The sequence below is a fragment of the Pseudomonas sputi genome (assembly GCF_021603585.1).
Lineage (GTDB): Bacteria > Pseudomonadota > Gammaproteobacteria > Pseudomonadales > Pseudomonadaceae > Aquipseudomonas > Aquipseudomonas sputi.
The window spans coordinates 366,540-386,842 of sequence record NZ_BQHI01000004.1 but is presented as its reverse complement, the minus strand read 5'-3'; the positions used below and the strand labels follow the sequence as shown (position 1 = coordinate 386,842).

Below are 20,303 nucleotides of genomic sequence, written 5' to 3'. Positions count from 1 at the left end.
TCACGCATTTTAAGCCAAGATTGAGGATTCTCTATGGCCGCACACACGTGAAGTAAAATCTCTCCACAATAGATCAATAAAGCTTCAGCACACTCACCAATCAACATCTCTTAATATAACAGGAGCACTCCGATGCAGTCCGAAATTGACAGAAATACAGCATCCGTTACGCCTCTCTCAGTTCTAGTAGTTGGTGGCTATGGCGTAGTAGGTACGCAGGTATGTAATTTACTATCCCAACGCCACCCCAGACTAAAAATATGGGTCGGTGGTAGATCACTGGTAAAAGCAGAACGGATTGCTCAAGGTATAAAAAATGCAAGCGCTATATTAATAGATGTCGACAATAGCGACCCATTAGCGTCGCTAGCCACGATGCCGGATGCAATCGTAGTAGCCGTCAATGACACCAATGACCGACTGTTACTTTCCGCAGTAAAGCGCGGCGTAGCGATAGTTGATATTGCTCGATGGCTAGAGCGGATTCACGACGCGCAAGAGGTCTTGGCAGGCCAGCCCCTCCGGGCACCGGTGGTGTTATCTTCGGGATGGATGGCTGGAGTTGCCTCAGTGACCGCGGCAGCATTCAGACGTCTCCCACAACCCGCTCAACAGATAGATATCGACATTCTATTTGCAACGGGTGACAGGGCCGGACCCGACTCCGTGGTTGGCTTTATTGATGCACATCACCCGTTTACAATCTGGAGCAACGGCGAGCGGCGCTTGGTGCAAGCCATGTCCGACGGTCGACCGGTACAGTTCAGCAATAACCAGTCGGCGAACTGTCGTCGCGTTGACAGCCCAGACCAAATGACCCTCGTCCGAACAGGAAATGCACTGGGTGTATCCACACGCATGGCCTTTGATAATTCGCTGATGACGTTCATTTTCGCCAAGGTCGTTCGCTCAGGGCTATGGGCTCGACTATCGAGAAACACTCGAATCAAGATGCTGTACAACCCGGGGAGCGGCGCTTCCCATGAGTTCGTTATAACCATAAAAGAAGAAGATACCCAGCGTATTCTAGTAAAGCATAAGCTAGGGCAGACTCACCTGACGGCCATAGGCACAGTAACTCAGGTTGAGCGACTCCTGGGGCTCAACGGTCGATCTCGCCCTACCACCGGCATCAGCTATCCAGAACAAGCTGATGACATTCATGCCTACATTGATGCTCTTCGCTCCATGGGAGTGGAAATCAAGGAAGTCTGAACTCGACACTGTTAAGATAAAAAATCATGAGAGCATGGGTGGGATCGTTGACCTTCTGCTCTTGTGAGTTTGTGTTGAGCTACAAAAAATGCAATTGTGTGACCCTCCTGCGATGCGTTATGCGCTCGCAAATCACACCCGGAAGCGTCCTACCAACTGAGCCAAACCATTGGAAAGCCGCGACAGATGTTGACTTGCCTGAGCGCTTTGCTCCGATGTTTTAGCCGCATCAATTGAAAGATCACGAATATCGGTAATATTACGGACGATTTCCTCAGTAACACAACTCTGCTGCTCACAGGCAGTAGCGATTTGTGCGGCCATATTACTTATTCGTCGCACCGAGTCGCCAGTATAGGATAACGCCTCTTCGACTCCTGCTGCACGTACTACACTGTCGCGGGCCTTCAGACTTCCAGAACGTGTCGCCTCCACCGCGTTTTGAACGCTAGCTTGAAGACGATCGATCATCTTTTGAATATCTTTGGTCGAGTCCTGGGTTCGTGCTGCCAGAGCACGTACCTCGTCTGCCACTACGGCAAAGCCACGCCCCTGATCCCCCGCACGCGCAGCTTCAATCGCCGCGTTTAGCGCTAACAAATTGGTTTGTTCGGCAATACTCTTGATCACCTCCAGCACCGAACCAATGCTAGCGGTCTCTTGCTCCAAAGCCTGGATAGTATTGGAAGCATTCTCCACCTCTTGTGCCAACCGACGAATAGCATCGATGGTTGCACCCACGACCTCACCACCTTCGCGCGTCCGAATCTCGGCTTGATGTGCCGCCTCAGAGGCGCTTTGCGCATTACGTGCAACTTGAAACACAACCTCACTCATCTCAGCCACCGCAGTGCTTACCTGGTTGACCGCCATGTGCTCGCTACTAATCAAGTGGTCATTAGCCATCGTCATATCCGCCATGCAGCGAGCGGAGTCAGCCACCTCACCGGTAACCTGAGTGACCTCTCGAATTAGCAGTTGCAGCTTGTCGAGGAAACGGTTGAACGCTCGCCCCAGCTTACCCAGTTCATCCTGCGACAAGGCAACCAAGCGTATACGCAGGTCTCCATCACCATCGGCAATCTGCTCAATACGCTCCAACAGATTCTGCAACGATCGTGTAACCAGCATCGGAAAGCCAATCACCAATACCAAGCAAACAATCAGACCGATGGAAATTACCAGCCCTTGTTGCCAAATATGGACTTCACCCAGCGCAATGGCCCGTCGACCTTCGAGTTTGGCTGCTTTGTCCTCTAATTTGCCGAGTTTATCTATCACCTCACGCATTTTATAAAACTGACGCTCACTGTCTCCCGCATTAATGGAGCTGGCCATTGCTGGGTCACGGCTCGACAACTCGGCAACTTCGCGCGAGGTTTCTCGCCAAAGTGAGAAGGCTTGCTCAAACTGTGCCAGCAGTTGTTTAGATTCGCCCCCAGGGTTCATGGCCGCATACTTTTGAACTCGTTCGTAGGCCAGTTGCAAACTTTGCTCATGAGCAGCTTTTAGCGAAGGTGAAAGTTCTCCACCCGCATCATCCACGAGATTACGCTCAGCGACAAAGGCTCGATAAAGATCCTGATCGGCGTTCAGAAGCAGGCTAACAGCGGGTAGATAACGGTTAGTTAGTTGTCTGCTGGAATCCGCTACCTGAGTTATGCTCTGCATGCCCATACCGCCTACAATCACCAGCAATAAAGCCAGCAATATAAACGGCAAGGCGATTTTCCAACGAAACCCTAAATCAGCAAAAAAACGTATCACGGCTCCGCTCCTGGCGCTTGATGCGTGCAACAAGCCTATCGGTTCGAGAAGGTTACGAGATGTGAAGAGTCGTAGGAGACCCTTCACTACCATGACCCGCTAAGATCAAATCATTGCTTCGATCAATCTCGGCCCTCGTTGCTTCATTGCAGATTCATACTGAGCAGCAAATTGCTCGCAAGTCGTCGCGCGACTCGCTTCGACTCCTAGGCCTTCAGCTATCTTCACCCAGTTCATTTCCGGATTATGCAAATCCAGCATCGATAACGCCTTGTCCCCCGCCCCGATTACCCCTACACGCTGCAGTTCAACATTAAGGATTGCATAGGAACGATTAGCGTAGATGACTACCGTTATATCGAGGTTTTCCCGTGCCATTGTCCAAAGCGCTTGTACTGTATAGGCCGCCCCGCCATCACCATGGGGACAAATAACTTTACGGTCTGGTGCTGCGAGCGCTGCACCAACCGCCACGGGCAAGCCCTGCCCAATAGATCCACCTGTAAGTGGCAAGTGCGTATGCGGACGCGCGCGTCCGAACATCGTTAACAGCGCCATCCCGGACGTCGCAGACTCATCCGCAATGATTGCGTTCTCAGGGGTCAGCTCCGCCATTATCTGAGCCACGCTTATCGCACTTAGAAGCCCGTTAGGCATACCAGGTAATGCTAGAGGGACTCGCTCAACTAAGTGGATCGGCGCGCCCAAAGCATCTGCTAAACAATTCAGAGCCTCGACGCTATCCTCATGGGGATGAGCTAGATAGCTGAATAAACAGCCTTCCGGGGCACACCAACTAGGTTTTCCAGGGTAGGCAAAAAAAGAAACTGGAGGCTTGGCCCCTACAAGAATGACTTGTTCAATGTCGCTTAAAAAGTCAGTGATCTGCTCAGAAAAATAAGGGATACGCTGTACCGGGACGCGCCCTGCACCTAATTCAATGTGCGGAGCGAAAGTATCACACAACAAGCGAGCCCCCGTTTTTGCCTGAACCCGACCGGCGGCCTCCAACCCCAAGCCATATAGAGCCTCACCTCGCAATAAAATCGCAGTCTTTTTACCGTTCCCTAACAAGTTGGCCACATCTTCAACAGCCTTCGCACTGACGGCCGCCGGCCCAATATCTGCCAACATCTCAGACGGTCGCTCAGCATCGTTCCAAGCGGTATCTGCCGGTAAAATCAACGTTGCCACCCCCCCGGGCGCGGATCTCGCTGCTTGTACTGCTCTGGCAGCATCACTCGCAACAACTCGAGCACTCGTGGACTGATGTATCCAAGATGAAACTGGTCGAGCAAAGCCGACGATGTCGGAAGTTAATAACGCATCGTACTGAAGGTGATAAGTCGCGTGATCCCCCACCACGTTGACGATCGGCGTGTTCGCCCGCCGTGCGTTATGCAGGTTAGCGAGTCCATTGGCAAGGCCGGGGCCCAAATGCAATAACGTTGCTGCAGGCTTACAAGCGATTCTCCCATAGCCATCTGCGGCACCGGTGGCCACGCCCTCAAACAAACAAAGGACAGCACGCATCTCTGGCACCGAGTCGAGAGCTGCCACGAAATGCATTTCCGAGGTACCCGGATTAGCAAAACATATTTCAATACCACAATTGACCAATGTTTTGACCAGTGACTGCGCACCATTGAGCGAGTTTTTCATAAAGCCCCTTTAACAATTAAAACTAAAATAAAGAAAAGAAAAGAAAGTTCCCTACCCTAAATATAAATAACTTTAGGATGAATAACCGTATTCCGTAATCTTTTAGAAGCGCTTAGTTTTGCTAGCAAGCCCCTTATTAGCCCCACCAAGCATGTATCAGCCACACACCCGCCCATGCACCTAGCCCAACAGCAATGAACATCATGCAGCAAACCCAGTCTCCAATACCTCCTTGAAAATCTTCCTTTTCTCTATCTGGCCTTGAGTCAATTGCTGTTTTAATTTTTCTTGTATTTGAATTAAACATATTGATCTCCTCCCACATTAACTCGTACCCACTGCCGACCGATCAGTGGCACGATTAGTTAGCGCCAACCAACCCTATTGGCGAGAATAAAATTGGACCTGCAGCGCTGCCGACAATCGACGTGAGAGGTAGCCTGTCAGCTCGCGTAGACATATTGAACGTCTCGCCACCGTCATAACTACTCAGCACCAGCCCCCCGGAAGCGGCAACCCAAATACTTCCATCATCAAACTGAGTAATACCGTTTAACGACTCTTGGCCCTCCACTTTTACACGGCGCCATTGCAGCCCGTTTTTTGTGCTTAAATAGAGATGTCCGCCAATGCCCCCCGCCACAAATCCGCCTTCTCGTAGTGGAATGACATTCCACAGCGAACCATTCTGCGCAGTGGAGTGCTGTTCCCAGTGTTTGCCGTTATCCATCGAGACCAGAATTAAGCCACGCTCTCCGACGATAACAAGCGGACCTCCTCGAACACCTGCAATACCGTTGAGGTGCATATCCATGCTCTCAGCGTCATCACCAGCTGGGTGGATTACGGACCATGTTTTTCCATAATCCTGTGTTTCGATTGCCATGCCAAATTGACCAACAGCAATTCCATGCGAAGGGTTCTCAAACCAGACACCAAGTAAGGGAATCCGTGCCGCATCATCTCGCCGAAGCAATCTCCAATGCTCCCCTCCGTCATCGGTCGACAGGACCACCCCATCGTGCCCAACCGCCCAGCCATGCTCTGTATCCAAGAACTGGACATCAGTCAGCGTGGATTGAACCGGCACCTCGCCAGCCTGTCGAAATGACTTGCCATCATCACTGAGCAACACCACGCCATAGTCACCCACGGCAACAATCCTGGACGCATCGCCACCACCGGCGTGAGTGGCCGATACAATATTGGCAGACACGGCCTTAGCTGCTTGCAAGGCCGGCCGATCAGCGGGAATACGTAACGGCTTGTCTAGGGCGCTCGCCTGAACCTGCAGAGACGAGCCTGCACAACTTAAAGCGATAAACAAAACAACCAAATGGAACTCAGTTCGAAATCGGAAAATTTGCATAATCAGTACTCAATGAGCCGCTATACCCAACGCACGGACAGGTCTACGTCTTGGAATCCACTTATCCAGCATCACAGCCACAGCAGGAAGCAGCGTCATGGCCATGACCATATTAATCATGAACATAAATGCCAGGAGCTTGCCCATGTCTGCTTGAAATTTAAGCTGAGAAAATGACCACGTCGCGACCCCAATAGACAAGGTTATTGCTGTAAAAATCGTAGCAACGCCCGTTTCCAGTAGTGCATGCTTTGCGGCCTGAGTAGTTGTCATGCCTTTGGATAGGTGTAATTGAAGACGGTTGTATATGTAGAAGGCGTAGTCGACTCCTACTCCCACAGCCAAAACCATTACCGGCAAAGTTGCAACTGTCAGACCTATATCCAGATCCTTCATGAACCAATAGCCCACCCAGGTAGCAACCGTCAGAGGTACGCAGCAGACCAACATGGCACGCCAATCGCGGTAGGTCAGAAAAACCAACAAAAGAATAGTTCCATACACATATAGGAGCATCGGAGTTTCACTCTTCTCCACGACCTCGTTTATGGCCGCTTGCACACCGGCGTTTCCACTAGCTAAACGTATCTCAACACCCGCAACTATGTTATTTGTGCGAAATGCTTTGACCCGCTCAACAACCTCCTGAATTGTCGTCGCTTTATGATCTTGAAGATAGAAATTAACGGCAATGACGGAACAATCACGAGCGCGAACACCTTGCAACTTTTGTAGATTATTAATGGCCCCCCCCAACGCCCGAGAGTCCCTTGGCAGGCTCAGCATCTTCGGGTTCGCTTCATTGAGCGCTGCGGAATATTCCTTACCTAGGGTTGCCGCTGACTCAACAGCAACTACACCAGGGGCTTGAAATATCGCCCATCCCATATCATCCGCTAATTGGAGTAAGCCTTGGCTATCACAGGAGTTAGCCGGTGCGACCAATACAACTGTCAACCAGTCCAATCCAACATTGAAGCTGCTGGCAATGGAAAGCGCGTCCTGATTGAACCGCGAGTCTGCTCTCAGCTCAGGTGCTCCTCGCTCGAGGCTACCTATATGTCGTCCAAGGCTTTGCCAGTAGGCAAGGCAAAAAACAGCCACCCCAATCATAACCACCCAGCGGGCATACTGCGGTTCAGCAAGCCGAGAGAGTCCAGTCAGCCAGCCGCTACGCCGTTCTCTATGAAACATTGCCCTACGGGCATATTCAGCAGGGACATTAATGAAGGATGCGGCAACAGGCAAAAGCACTAAGTTAGTTAATATTTTGAACAAAACACCTATAGATGCTGTGATCGCCAACTCGTGGATCATTGGAATCGGAATCATCAACAATGTAATAAAACTGACGAGAGCCGTCACAAGAGCCAGAGTTCCAGGAATAAGCAAGCCTGTAAAGCTGGCACGCGCAGCACCCATTGCCGTATTGCCGGCTGCAAGTTCTCTAACAATAAAATTTATTTGCTGTACGCCATGCGAAACGCCGATCGCAAAAACTAAGAAAGGCACTAACACTGCAAGGGGATCCAACCCATAACCGAGCAAATGCAAAGCCCCTAACTGCCAGACCAAAGAGATAAGCGAGCAAAACAGCGGTAGTACAGTAAGCTTAATCGAATGACAATACCAAAATACTGCAAGCGCCGTAAGCACAAACGCCAAAATAAAAAATGGCGTGGAGGCACGACCTTCATCTGCAATGGCTCCTATTTGCTTTGCAAAGCCAATGATCTGTACCTCATAATCGTCATTCTCAAATTTGGTTCGAATCTCACCTTCTAACAACTTATTGAACGCAATATAGTCTAACTTCTGGCCTGACCCCGGCTCCTGATCGAATAAATCAGCGGTGACTGCACCACTGGTCTGATCATTCGAAACCAAGGTTCCTATATGCCCTCCTCGAGTTGCACGGTCGCGGATCTGGGCGATCACCTCATCGGTAAGACCATTTGGAGCAACATCCCCCCCCGTTACCGGCTGAGCTTCAAAGCCATTCTCGGTTACTTGCGTAAAGAAAACGTTGGGCGTCCACAACGAAGTCACCGACGACCGGTTCACACCCGGTAAAGCACTGATAGCTTCAGTCACATCAAGCAAACGCCGTAACCCATTTTCGTTCCAGATGTCACCGTGCCTGGAGTGCAAAACCACAGTTACCCGATTAGCTCCAAATAGTTGGTCCCGAAATTCATTAAATGTTTTGATGTACTCATGATCTTGAGGCAACTGCTTCTCAAACCCTGCCTCCATTCGCAGCTCCACCGCAAAAAAACCTGCAACGAGTGTCGCCAACGCGAATAGGCTGATAACCAGTGCGCGGTGCCCAAACAGCCAAGACTCCAGAATATTAATAACTCTTATTAGCATGAGGACATTACGAACTCTGTCGCACCTCTGAAAGATTATTGGGGTAATCGACCTGCCTTATCAAGCCAGGTCGAATAATACGGCCTAGAATGAACTACTAAGTGAAATACTAACGTAATCACGATCCTGCATCGGATTGGTATCCCCCCCGCCGTAGAATTGCGTGTAATCCAAACGTGCTTTCAACGGAACTTCTGTTTTGAAGTCAATATTCAACGCCGCAGTCATCTGTCCTACAGATCTTGAAAATCCAGGCATTGACTGCGCTGCGATCCCCCATAGGCCCTGGTTAACCGCGAGTTCCGGTGAAACTTTAATTCGCGTGCCAAATACGTTTGCGTAGTTCAACACTAGATCGAAAGCGAGACCTCCGGAGCTTTTTGTCGGCACCTCATAACCAATACTATTAGAATATGGTACGAGGGTGCTATTTAGAGGTGCAGACGCCAAGGCAGCCTGTAGCCGAGAACGGTCTAAATCGGGATAGTAGGCCGCCGCCATTTCAGCCAGCAGCGTACCCTCAGTCGCTCCGAGAAGACCAACTAACCCTCCCCAGCTTGACGACTGCAAAATTTCCATGCCTGACACCGTAAACTGCCACTTCTTGGTCTCTACAAACCCATGACATATAGAGCCATTTGGAAGTCCGGCACAGTCGCCAGATAAACCGGTGTTAAACAACGTCGTTGGATCAATTGCTAAAACTTGATTCGGGCGATAAGCCGCCTCCATCCCCCAGGAGAAATCACCTAATTTTAAATTATAGGAGGCGCCGAATACGTCGCGATTACCGACATATTCAGCAGCGTAGGCAGCCACAGGAAATCCACCCCCGGTATTAGTAGCAACTAGACTATTAGCGTCCATCACATACGAAACCATCGGTAATTTTTCGTGGTAGCGCATGTAATAAAGACCAAACTCGTCACCCGAATCCAAGGCGTACTTCATGCTTATGCCCCACTGGTCAGAGCCCGGCTTGATATCACGACCACGACCAACAGCGAACCCTCTGGCAAGACGCTCTTCAACTGTAAGCGGGCGACCAGTGACAGCGTCTATTGTTCCGTTATCACCACCAATTGCGCCTGGCCCTATAAAGCCGGCCAGCGCATTAGTACCAAAATATAGTGCTTGCCCCCCCGCCCCCAATAAATCTGCGGTATTGAAGAACGTACCGGAGGCAGGCAATGTTGAAGGCTTGAATCCTAGCTCATAAAACGCTTGCACCCCAAGCTTGTCAGTTAAACTGCTGCTAATACTAAACATCGGCCGCGGAATATACAGCTCCTTTAGTTGCACCCCCGCTGCAGTCGCTTTACGTATATCCAGCGGGTTCGCTTCGTTGATACCACCTTGAGTTAAAAGCGCCTCGCCCCAATTGATTACTTGATTGCCGATACGGACACTAGCTGACTGTTCTTGCCACTGAAAACCTTTATCGACGTAGGCGTCCAACAATTCTATATCTGAAACGGCATCATCATGAGCATCACCCTCAATTGATGTCCTTTCCGTATGCGTAACGGAGTAGTCTTTGAACCACGCTGCGCGCAGAAGCACTTTCAGATCGTCTGGCGCTCGTATATAAAGGTCATGCACCCCTCGAACGGTGGTACTGAATGGGCGCCCTTTTTTATAATTCAGGTCCCCGTCATCTATATTGACTATGCCAGTCTGATCAAAAACGCCAGAAGCACGAGCCGATGAGCCGCTTGGACACCCCCCGTTGTCATAGCCAACATAGCGGCAACTCGGATTGCCAGTTCTAATCTGAGTCGCAATAGACAAGGTACTGTCAAAACTACCCGACACCCCATTTCCCAAATCAAATAATGCTGCATGGCCTGCCGGGGCGTACTGAAGTAAACATGCCGATGCTAACGTTGCTGCAGGCGACACGCCAAATTTTCGAAGATTAGTACTTATTTTCATTGGAGGAAGCTCCGCTAGTAACTATAAAGTTCAGTACTATCAGCGACCAATCCATCGCCGGAATGCATCAGCGGAAAAATCGCTGGCTTTCAAGTCGTTCGAAAACCGAGCAGGTTTACCGGAGGCGGCAACAATACTTTGCCCGGCATACCGACCAGCTTGAACATCGTATATCGTACTGCCAGCGAGAAAACATGTACCCAATGAATACTCAGGAACCAAATACCCTTCCATAGTACGCCAGGTCTTTCCAGAACTATCATAAAGATCCTGAACGGATATAGTCCAAGTATCTTCATCGACATAAAATACTCGTTTCGGCATTGAGTGCCGTTTCCCTGCTTTGACGGTGGCCTCAACCTCCCACACCCGATGAAGTTCATAACGCACCATGCTGCGCTTTATAAACTCCCCTTGAAACACATCCGTTGCTTTTAGCGTATGGTCATAAAGCGAGAAGGTATTATAAGGAATGAGCAGTTCTCGCTTTCCGATCAGCTTAAAGTCATATCTATCCATTGCGCCGTTGAACATCCAGGCCACATCGGCAGTGATGAGGTTATCCGTATTTAAAATTGGCGCGTCGTACTGATAGTTGGGCGCGCGACGCATCCTGCGTTGAGCAGAAAAATACAAATTAGCTTCTGTAGGCTTATCTATGTAAGAGATGGACGCAACGCCATCACCTGCGACCGACGGAGGTGCCAAAGTTTGCTCTCGCAACGCAGACTCGACATTGCCTACTTCGGTAGGACTTGTTACTGAGGTTGACGCCATCGGAAAATACAACTGATCCAAATAGAGCTGGACCTCACCAAAATCAGTTCCTTTCGAGCCTTTAGGCGGAATGACATTGACAACGTACGTCTCAACAGATGGTCCGTTATAGCGCAGTTTATGGTTCCAAATGATTTCCGCTCCGCTTTTGGGTAAAGGAAATGGATAACCACCACCGACTGCTGCAGTTAGACGATCTTCACCATCAAGAGAAGCAAGGCTTGCATTTTTTTTTGTTTGCTCGGCAACAACGGTCGGGATACCACAACTTCGATGAGATTCAAATACAGCCATACTATAACCAGGCAGCGACTTTACTAGAGCGTATTGTCCGGGTGAAAGCCTGTCCTTGTACTGGTCAGCGCTCCCAGCATCAATAATGTAAAGTGGCTTTTCCCTCGAGTATGGATCGACGGGTTTTGCGCCTGCAGACCACCCAGTAGGAGCATGCATTACCGCTCCACCAAATGCAGGAACTCCTCCGCTACTGCTTCCGGCCACTTCAGCGCCAATTGGCGTTAGCTCACTCCCCAGTTTGGCAATATCAGCGCTATTTGGAGATGCATACACAGCGGTCGCGGCAATATATGCGAGAGCAGTCGTTATCATTCGAATTGGTATCATTCTTGTTTCCCCGAAAGTTATCAACCACCATCAGCCCAAAATACTAAATTTTGGATAGCACAGCCCGATAGATAAACTTATTATCGTTTTCCATTAAACCTTCGCACCAAGACTCAGTAAATAGTCAGTACCTGAATGCTACTGACAAACGAATATCAATCTTTAAACCCTGGATCAAGACGTTCAAGCTTTCGAAGCAACCCAGGCCAAGCATCATTGCCCTCCCCAGAGGCCGCTCGCATAATTTCAACTGGAAACGTTTCTAAAATGGGCGTTGGAACTTCAACCAGTTCACAGCCATCCGCCCCTGCCATTACTTGAATACGGCATGCTTTTCTCAAATTATGATGTCGCAGAAACGCGTGCTTGGCAAAGTACCCCAACGTCAACAAACCATGGTTGCGAAGAATAAGGTTATTATTGGCTTTCCCCAGCGACGCTTGAAGAGAAGGCATGCGCGCCTCATAGGTTTCGACGCCCTCATAATCGTGATAAGCCAAACCATCACCAATCGCAAACGCCGCCGGTTGTGATATAGGGAGCAGCCCTCTTTTCTGGGCGGCTACGGCAGCACCGAAATCATCATGAGTATGAATAACAAAGTTAGCATCTTCACGAACCGCATGTACCGCTTTCATTACATACCACCCCCCGATGGTAATCTCAAACGGCGTATCCGAAACAATCTCACCATCAAGGGTGACTTTCACCAAACTGGAGGCAGTGATTTCTTCAAACAAAAACCCAAGTGGATTAAAAAGATAGTGCTCACCGATCCGCGCAGAGCAGTGAGTCAGAGACTGATCATCCCACCCCATCATTGGAACCAATCGATACATAGCAGCTAGCTCTACACGCGCCTGCCACTCCTCCTCCGAGACTTTACCCTTTAAAGATGGATACTCAACATCACCGATTTTTAGCATCATCACGTTTTCTCAACTTTCAGTTATATTTCGGCCTTTCAGCAACAGACCGGGCGAATTCGTTAGAAAATTAGTTATTAGGTATTGAAAATTCAGTATTCGATTAAATAAGGACTCGTGCAGTCCCAGTTTTTTGCCGCATCCTTCATGTAGCTAAACGCCGCACTCAGAACAGGGGTCGCCTGTATCAATTCGAGCATTCCACCTGGATGAAGGTCGCAGTTAAAAAATATCGCCTCAACCCCCAGCTCAGAAATGCAATGCTGTACGGGATCGACCCCTCGTGCCGCCAGCTTTAGTATTTCTTCTTCAAGGTCTTCGGCCAGGATCCCGACATGATGCATCCCGAACCCATTGCGCTCGACAAAGTCCCGAAAGACAGATGGCATGTCGTTATGTTGCTGGACGAGCTCAATCTGGTAGTCACCTGAGTAAGCAAACGCGAGACTGATGTCGCAATAGGCTTGCTCACCTTGATACGTGAGCTTCGAGTATTTTGCGTGCCGGGTGACAAAGAATGGTGCGACGCCGAGCTTCTCAGCCCAGTGCTTGACTGCAAGATCGATATCCTCAACGACATAGGCGATCTGCATCAGGGAACCTGTTGTACATTCAGTCATTGCTTTTCTCCTGTGGGCAGCCTTGATTGTGGCAAAGCTCAGCGACCCATATTTTTATTTTAGTCAGATAATATGGCCGCAAATCTGTTGAAGCAAACGAATTTTTGGGTGAAATCCACATAAATCGTCCTTGACCAGGAATTTTAGTCGTGTAAAGCTAACTTACGCCAGGTTAATGCAAAAAAAATGCCATCTCCAAGCGTGCATGTAAAGGGACATCGAATCTGGGTTTGCCTACGGATAGCGGGCACACTAAAAGCATGAAACGCTGCCTTCCAGGGACGATTTTTCTTTCGAAAAGGGAGCAATTTGATGAGTAGATGTAGTTTTTTGCACTATTACAGTGCAAGAGCTTAACTGAGAAAGCGTTCATCCAGGTCAAAGCAACCAGGTATGACGCTACGAGCAATGCCTGAGCGCTAACAAGAAGAAAATGGAGCTACGGCGAGCACTTAGTGACCCCATCCTCCACAAACAATTGTCTGCCCCCTTCACAAAAATCACAATTTTTGGTGGCCTTACTGACATGAACACTCAAAAACCGAAAAACCTTGTCTGGTATCCGATCTATACCATTGGAGACCTTGCATCCGGCATCTACTCGGTCACCCCTAGCATTTTGCTGATGTTCTATATGACGAACATATTGGGTATTCCAGTAGCACTGGCAACAGCTGCGGCGTTTCTACCCAAAGTCATCGATCTATTCGCCAATCCATTTATCGGCGCACTGTCCGACCGCACCACGACCCGACTAGGAAGACGGCGCCCTTACATGTTGTTTGCTGCGTTGACAATCCTGCCAAGTTTTGCCTTGATCTGGGTATCGCCATTCTCTTCGGCAACGGTCTCTGCTTTCTTTGTGATCGGTGCCTTCAGCATCTGCACTGTCTGTTTTTCTTGTTTTCCCGTGACGTTCCTGGCGCTTAATTCAGAAATCGCAACCGATTACCATGATCGAACATCGCTGAACTCCTACCGGACGATGTACTCGATGGTGGGATGTCTTCTAGCGGGTGCTGGTGCTCCCCTCATTGTGGAGCATTTTGGTGGAGGCAAAGATGGTTATGCCGCTATGGGGATAGCGATGGGAGCAGTAATGGCCCTTGCCACGATGATTACTTTCGTTACCGCTCGTGAGCCAGCTCGAAAAAATACAACTACCCCACCTTCTTTTCGTCAGATTTGGACCTCAATCTCAAGTAACCGTCCTTTTCTTCTGCTTTTATCTGCGTATTTCCTACACATCGTCGGAGCAGGAGTTACTGGGGCTGCCTTAGCCTATTTCGTAGCCTACATCCTGCAACGTGATACCGACTTCCTTGCACTTCTGTTTCTGCTCTCATTTGGTACATCAGTGCTAGTGATACCACTTTATGTCTGGCTGGGGAGGCTGGTCGGAAAATTTTACGCTTACATTACTGGCTTATGCTTGATTGTCATCTTCTCCACTGCCTATTTTTTTGTGGGCGCCACCACTCCACTTACCACTCTTCTAGCAGTAGTGACCCTTGCAAGTATGCACGAGGGAGGCATTCAAGTTTTTACCTTCTCAATGCTGGCAGACTGCATTCGAGAAAACACTACATCAGACACTGAGCTAACAACGGAAGCTATGTACAACGGCATTTTTATTGCGGGAGAAAAGCTAGGATTCGCCACAGGAGCCCTTTTGAGCGGCGCGATTTTCATGGCCACCGGTTTGGTCGAAACGACTGAAGGCTTCATCGACCAGCCGGGAAGCGCACTTTCAGGGATTAGCATGTCTGTTTCACTTATTCCCGCGGCGTTGAACCTCATAGCAGCCCTGATTTTCATTTTTTACAAAGCATTTGATCAACGAGTCGTAAAATTAAACGCGTGCATCACAACTTCTTAAAATTGTCATCGCAGCCTGGATCATGCAACCAATGACAGCCCTTTGCCTGTTAGGGAAAGGGTTTTTAATCATTAACACCTCTATTGAAAGTTTTTTCTTCAACCTATAAATCTCACTAGTGCATTGTTCTCGAAATAATTTACTTAGTATTTACTATATCCGCCCCCTCACGCACTAGTTGAGCTTTGCTCAATTACTACGCTCCCTTAGCACTCCAAACGCAGAGGGTCGGCTCAGCGTCGCCTGACGCCAAGAACGTTGTAATGGATCTCTTCAGCTCAAGCACAGAAGCAAATTTGCCATCACGGATGTACGCCGCAGTGTCTTGAGAGAAGCGCTTCTCCACGCTCATACATGAGCAGCACGGCCCATGGTTTATGGGCGGTGGTCGAGGAAATGCCCGCCGCCCTTGCCATGCTCTGATAGCTCCAGCACGGTTTCCCGATGCAAGGTCGCTTGACCTGTTCCAAGACACCGCGGACGGCCGCCGAAGGCAATGATGATTTGCGTCCCAGCTTGTCGTCCAACGGTTGATGTGCCTGGAAACACTGAACGACTGAGTAATTGTTGTGCAGGAGAAGCCGCTCAGCCGCGCAATGTTATCTCGGGTTTCGCTTTCGGCGGCCAATAGGATTATGCCTACACGCCCACCCTCCCTGTACGCGACGGTCGCAGAGCGGACTCGCCGTTTCAGCTTAATTGTTTCTTCGGGGGAAGCGTTATGTCCGGAGCGCCACTGCAGGCTCCCCAAGGCAAGGATGACGGTTGAAGTTTAGAGGAGATTATCAATAACTTATTTCGAGAACGGCACACTGGCTTGACCATCGAACTGGGTCAACAGGGAAATCAACCGCCAATACACGATAAACATATAACTGGAGGCCTACATCGGAAATTCCGCGCTGATCAGCGTGCCACCCTGTGCGCGATTGCTAGCAGCAATGGTGCCGCCATGAGCCTGGCAGATCGCACGGGCGATGGACAGGCCTAACCCGCTACCGCCCGAATAACGCGCCCTGGAGCGCTCCGCCCGCCAGAAGCGGTCAAATACACTGTCCAGGTGCTGTGTTTCAATACCCGGCCCTCGGTCACCGATCTCAATCACAACGCGCTCTTCGAATTGACGCGCCATGATGTCCAATTCCCCGCCCCCTGCCGCATAGCGCAACAGGTTGTCGACCAGGATATTCAGCACCTGGCCAAGTCGATCGCGATCGGCATGGATACGAAACCCGTCCGCAATACTTACCTGCGTTTGCACGCCTGCCTCATCCAAATGCGGCTGGAACCAGGCCAGCCGTTCGCTCACCAAAGCCGCCAGGGAAAAGTCGCTGCATTCAAGCACTAGCCGCCCCGCCCTGGCCATAGACAGCAGATGCAGATCATCCACCAGTTTCCTGAGTTGATCGAGTTGTCGCTTGACCATGCCCAACTGCGCAGCGTTACTGGGGAAGACCTCATCAAGCATGCCCTGCACGCGCCCCATGGCGGCATTCAACGGTGTCCGCAGTTCGTGGGCGATGACCGCGCTGGACTCATGCACATCCCGCTCATAACGCTCCAATTGCGTCGTCATGCTGTTGAAGTCGCTGACCAGCCGTTGCAGCTCGTCGGGGGTGTGTGGATGACTCGGCAGCCGCGTGAAGAAATCACCGCCGGCGACCCGACGCGCGCCCTGGGCTATCGCCGAGAACTGGCTGGACAAGGGGCGCGAAAACCACAAGCCACAGACGATGATGATCGGGATGGCGGCCAGCACCAGACCGACCAGGATCAGCCAGTCACGATTGGCGATGTTCGGCTGGAAGAACTCCACCGGGTAATATTCGGCAACCAGCTGGCGCAAGCGTACCTCGTTGAGCTGCGGCTCGGCGCGCAGTTGTAGCAACTCCTTGCGCGCCGCCGGCGGCAAGTGTTGCAAAAAATACCGGTCAGACAGTTTGAAGTTGATCCACATGCACAAGGCGATAGCCACCACGGCGCCGATCGCCAACAGGCTCATGCGCATGCCGACCCAGCGCCACAAAGGTTTGTCGTTGACCCGTGATTGCTCAAGCATGCTGCTTACCGGAACCGATAGCCAATGGAGCGCACTGTCACCAACACCCCGGCGATGCCATGGGTTTCGAGCTTGCGCCGAAGGTTATGCACGTGGGCGTCGACGACGCGGGCCAGGGCTTCGCTTTCCGGCAGGCAGATTTCCAGCAACTCATCGCGTGTGAAGGCCTTGGAGGGAGTCTTGAGCAACGTGACCAGCAGCTTGAATTCAGTCGGCGTGAGGTCCAGCAACTGCGATGGCATACCACAGTGCTCAATGGCCGCAGTAAAAGCGGCAAGGTCCACCCGCAGGTTCCCATGGCGCAGCAGTTGTTCTACCGGCTGGCTGCCCGCGGTACGCCGCAACACCGCATGCACCCGCGCTACCACCTCTCGCGGGCTGTAGGGCTTGACCACATAGTCGTCCGCGCCATAACGCAAAGCGCCGAGCTTTTCCGGTTCGTCGCCCATGGCCGTGACCATGATCACCGGCGTGTCACTGCTGCGACGCACGGCGGACAGCACCTCAGTGCCACTCAAGCGCGGCAGCATCACGTCGAGCAATATCAGATCGGGGCACCAACTTTCGTGCAGGTCCAACCCGCGTCGGCCGTCTTCCGCCAAGGCCACCTCAAAGCCATCCCGGCGCAGATAGGCCTCCAGAATATTGGCGCTGTCGGCGTCGTCTTCGACGATAAGGATACGTTTTCCTGACACAAAGAAGCCCCTTGATGAAACCTTGATAATTCACGAACGGTTTATTGAAAGTCCACTGCCAGTATTGCCTTACGCCAAACTTTCGCGAACCGATCCTATGCCGACAAGTGCACCGCTGTCCAAGCCTATCAAACTGCCTGAACGCCTCGGCGCGGTTTTGCTGCTGGTCGGCATGCTGGCCGGCTGTTCGCTGGCTCCGGCGTACCAGACGCCAGCGCTGCCGGTGCCAGACAACCTGCAAGGCGCACCCACTACCGGCGTGCCTTCGACCATGACCCACGAAGTAGAAAAGCTTTCCGAGGAAGAAAAACAGCTGCTGGCCGGACTGGATTCATCGGCGCAGTTACCCCAGTTGGTTGATCAGGCCCTGAACTACAATCGCGACCTGCGCCTGGCGTTATTGCGTGTCGAACAGGCTCGTGCCCAGTACGGTATTTCCCGCGCCGACCGCTGGCCCACGACGGCACTAGGGCTGCAACGCAACCGCCAGCACTTGCACGACAAGGCTGCCGACGAGCGTTATGGGCAGGACATCGCAGTGGCCTCCTTGGGGGTATCGGACTTCGAGCTGGATTTTTTCGGCAGGGTCCGCAGCCTGGCCGACGCTGCGCAGCATGACTACCTGGCGACGCGCTACGGCGCCCTGGCCGCGCGCAAGGCGCTGATCGTCGAAGTAGCCCGACTGTATTTGCAGGAGCGCTTGCAAGCAGGCGTGCAGGCCGACACGCAGTCCATTTCCGACAACCAAAACCAGCTGCTTAGCATGCTCGTCGGCCAGCAAAAGGAAGGCCTGGTAGCCCAGGACACCGTCGACACCCAACACATCGAGGTTCGTCGCGCCACCCAGCAATTGCAGGATGCAAGCGCTGACCACGAGCGCGCATTGCAGGCGCTGTCGTGGGTCACCGGTTATCAGGCCGCCCCTTCGACAGAGACGGCGCAAATCTCCGTCATCGACCTGGAAACCCCATCATGGCTGGTCGAACTGTCCTCACAGCGACTGTTGCAGCGGTTCGATGTGCGCCAATGCGAAGAGGCCCTGCGCGCAGCGAATGCCAACATCGGTGCCGCGCGTGCAGCGTTCTTTCCCTCGATCACCTTGAGCACCGGTGCCGGCATCGCCAGCCCGCACTTGAGCAGCTTGTTTTCATCCGGCAGCGGCGCGTGGCTGTTCACGCCGCAACTGAACCTGCCGCTGTTCGACGGTGGCCGCAACCAGGCCAACCTGGACCTGGCCACAGCTCGCCGCCAATCAGCCGTCGCCCAATACGAAAAGACCGTACAGGACGCCTTCCGCGAAATCGCCGACCTGTTGAGCCAACGCCAACGAGCCTTGGCCAACGCCACCACGCAAATCGATCTGGAGGCGTTTACGGCACTGAAGGCCAAGCGCCTCGACCAACAGATTACCGCCGGTGCGGCCGCGCGCTCGGAACACCTGGCCGCTGCAATTCGCCTGGCCGAATCCGCCATAGAGGTACGCAAGGCGGCCTACCAGTTGCTATTCAACCGCCTGGCGCTATATCGCGCGCTGTCCGGCGCACCGCTGTTTTCCTCCGCAGAAAGGGTTTCACCATGAACTTGACCACTCCCCCTACCCTCCACGTGCTGTGGAGCGCCGCCCTGCTAACCTGCAGCACACTCATGAGCAACGTCCAGGCGGCCGATGCCACTCCGGCAGCCGACAAAACCACGGCTACCCTCGGGCTTGGCATGGGCGTCACGCCTCGCTACATGGGCGCCGACCGTTACCGCGCACTCGTGTTGCCGATGTTCAGTCTCCAGCACGGGGTCCTGTTTGCCGACACCACCCGTGGCGTGGGCCTGCAATTTCAATCCGACAGCGGTTTCGGCGCCAGCATGGCGATCAACTACGACCTGGGCCGCAAGGAAAAGGACAACACCACACGCCCGGGCGGGCGCGAGTTGAATGGCCTGGGTGATATCAACGGCGCAACCGTCGCCGACTTCACCCTCAGCCAGCAACTGTTCGACTGGCTGTCGGTCAGCGGCGAAGCCGAACTGCGCATGGCCGGCGAGCATCGCGGCAACCGCTACCGATTCGGCCTGGAAGGCATCCTGTTCCACTCTGACAGCGATACCCTGGCCCTGGACGTCGACGCCCATGCTGGTGATGGCCGCTACAACCAGACCTTCTTCGGCGTCACCCAGGCACAGAGCCAACGCTCGCTCTACGGGCGATATGACGCCGACGCCGGGATCTATGCCTACTCCGCCGCCTTGAACTGGCAACACACCCTGGACGCGCACTGGTCGACGCTGGTAAGCCTGACGCTGACCCATTACGCCGACCAGGCCCGCAAGAGCCCGCTGGTCATGCGTGATAATGCAGGCCTAGGCATGTTCGCAATCAACTACACCTTCTAATATCGAGGTCCCAG

General features: G+C 52.0%; 15 protein-coding genes and 2 pseudogenes. 4 read left to right on the top strand and 13 right to left on the bottom strand.

Annotated elements, in window-relative coordinates; genetic code table 11:
- Positions 1 to 132: 132 nt before the first annotated feature.
- On the top strand, positions 133 to 1,215 hold the full coding sequence (locus L6D81_RS08620) for a saccharopine dehydrogenase NADP-binding domain-containing protein (RefSeq protein ID WP_236178716.1): 1,083 nt from the start codon (positions 133 to 135) through the stop codon (positions 1,213 to 1,215).
- Positions 1,216 to 1,347: 132 nt separating this feature from the next.
- Here L6D81_RS08620 and L6D81_RS29825 read toward each other — a convergent pair whose 3' ends face one another.
- From L6D81_RS29825 to L6D81_RS08575, 10 genes and pseudogenes are all read right to left on the bottom strand, one after another.
- The gene (locus tag L6D81_RS29825; protein ID WP_439653675.1) at positions 1,348 to 2,088 is read right to left on the bottom strand and encodes a methyl-accepting chemotaxis protein; all 741 of its coding nucleotides are present in this window, start codon (positions 2,086 to 2,088) and stop codon (positions 1,348 to 1,350) included.
- Positions 2,089 to 2,205: 117 nt separating this feature from the next.
- A pseudogene (locus L6D81_RS29820) lies at positions 2,206 to 3,075 on the bottom strand (MCP four helix bundle domain-containing protein); the annotation flags it as partial.
- Positions 3,076 to 3,087: 12 nt separating this feature from the next.
- A complete protein-coding gene (locus L6D81_RS08610) occupies positions 3,088 to 4,644 on the bottom strand; it encodes an acetolactate synthase large subunit (protein WP_236178714.1) in 1,557 nt (518 codons plus the stop codon).
- Between the two features lie 136 nt (positions 4,645 to 4,780).
- Positions 4,781 to 4,951 carry a hypothetical protein gene (locus L6D81_RS08605; RefSeq protein ID WP_236178713.1) on the bottom strand — a complete coding sequence of 57 codons (171 nt, stop codon included), beginning with the start codon at positions 4,949 to 4,951 and terminating at the stop codon, positions 4,781 to 4,783.
- 54 nt (positions 4,952 to 5,005) lie between these two features.
- Positions 5,006 to 6,013, bottom strand: a complete 1,008-nt coding sequence (locus tag L6D81_RS08600) for a WD40/YVTN/BNR-like repeat-containing protein (RefSeq protein WP_108538191.1) — start codon at positions 6,011 to 6,013, stop codon at positions 5,006 to 5,008.
- Positions 6,014 to 6,022: 9 nt separating this feature from the next.
- Positions 6,023 to 8,386 carry an efflux RND transporter permease subunit gene (locus tag L6D81_RS08595; protein WP_236178712.1) on the bottom strand — a complete coding sequence of 788 codons (2,364 nt, stop codon included), beginning with the start codon at positions 8,384 to 8,386 and terminating at the stop codon, positions 6,023 to 6,025.
- Positions 8,387 to 8,470: 84 nt separating this feature from the next.
- Positions 8,471 to 10,321, bottom strand: a complete 1,851-nt coding sequence (locus L6D81_RS08590; protein WP_236178711.1) for a DUF1302 domain-containing protein — start codon at positions 10,319 to 10,321, stop codon at positions 8,471 to 8,473.
- 39 nt (positions 10,322 to 10,360) lie between these two features.
- Positions 10,361 to 11,707: a DUF1329 domain-containing protein gene (locus tag L6D81_RS08585; RefSeq protein ID WP_236178710.1), complete on the bottom strand. Its 1,347-nt coding sequence runs from the start codon at positions 11,705 to 11,707 to the stop codon at positions 10,361 to 10,363.
- Positions 11,708 to 11,877: 170 nt separating this feature from the next.
- Complete coding sequence (locus L6D81_RS08580) at positions 11,878 to 12,648, bottom strand: class II aldolase/adducin family protein (RefSeq protein ID WP_370694802.1); 771 nt, start codon at positions 12,646 to 12,648, stop codon at positions 11,878 to 11,880.
- A gap of 92 nt (positions 12,649 to 12,740) precedes the next feature.
- The gene (locus L6D81_RS08575) at positions 12,741 to 13,268 is read right to left on the bottom strand and encodes a VOC family protein (RefSeq protein ID WP_108538195.1); all 528 of its coding nucleotides are present in this window, start codon (positions 13,266 to 13,268) and stop codon (positions 12,741 to 12,743) included.
- Between the two features lie 526 nt (positions 13,269 to 13,794).
- Here L6D81_RS08575 and L6D81_RS08570 point away from each other — a divergent pair.
- Positions 13,795 to 15,147 carry an MFS transporter gene (locus L6D81_RS08570; RefSeq protein WP_236178708.1) on the top strand — a complete coding sequence of 451 codons (1,353 nt, stop codon included), beginning with the start codon at positions 13,795 to 13,797 and terminating at the stop codon, positions 15,145 to 15,147.
- A gap of 365 nt (positions 15,148 to 15,512) precedes the next feature.
- Here L6D81_RS08570 and L6D81_RS08565 read toward each other — a convergent pair.
- The 3 genes and pseudogenes from L6D81_RS08565 to L6D81_RS08555 form a co-directional block, all read right to left on the bottom strand.
- A pseudogene (locus tag L6D81_RS08565) lies at positions 15,513 to 15,889 on the bottom strand (IS630 family transposase); the annotation flags it as partial.
- A gap of 141 nt (positions 15,890 to 16,030) precedes the next feature.
- Positions 16,031 to 17,206, bottom strand: a complete 1,176-nt coding sequence (locus L6D81_RS08560) for a sensor histidine kinase (RefSeq protein WP_236178707.1) — start codon at positions 17,204 to 17,206, stop codon at positions 16,031 to 16,033.
- A gap of 5 nt (positions 17,207 to 17,211) precedes the next feature.
- Complete coding sequence (locus L6D81_RS08555; RefSeq protein ID WP_236178706.1) at positions 17,212 to 17,901, bottom strand: response regulator; 690 nt, start codon at positions 17,899 to 17,901, stop codon at positions 17,212 to 17,214.
- A gap of 97 nt (positions 17,902 to 17,998) precedes the next feature.
- Here L6D81_RS08555 and L6D81_RS08550 point away from each other — a divergent pair, with 97 nt between their 5' ends.
- Both L6D81_RS08550 and L6D81_RS08545 read left to right on the top strand, forming a co-directional pair.
- A complete protein-coding gene (locus tag L6D81_RS08550) occupies positions 17,999 to 19,480 on the top strand; it encodes an efflux transporter outer membrane subunit (protein ID WP_236178705.1) in 1,482 nt (493 codons plus the stop codon).
- On the top strand, positions 19,477 to 20,289 hold the full coding sequence (locus tag L6D81_RS08545; RefSeq protein ID WP_150689062.1) for a MipA/OmpV family protein: 813 nt from the start codon (positions 19,477 to 19,479) through the stop codon (positions 20,287 to 20,289). The genes L6D81_RS08550 and L6D81_RS08545 overlap by 4 nt, the downstream gene beginning before the upstream one ends.
- Positions 20,290 to 20,303 lie beyond the last annotated feature (14 nt).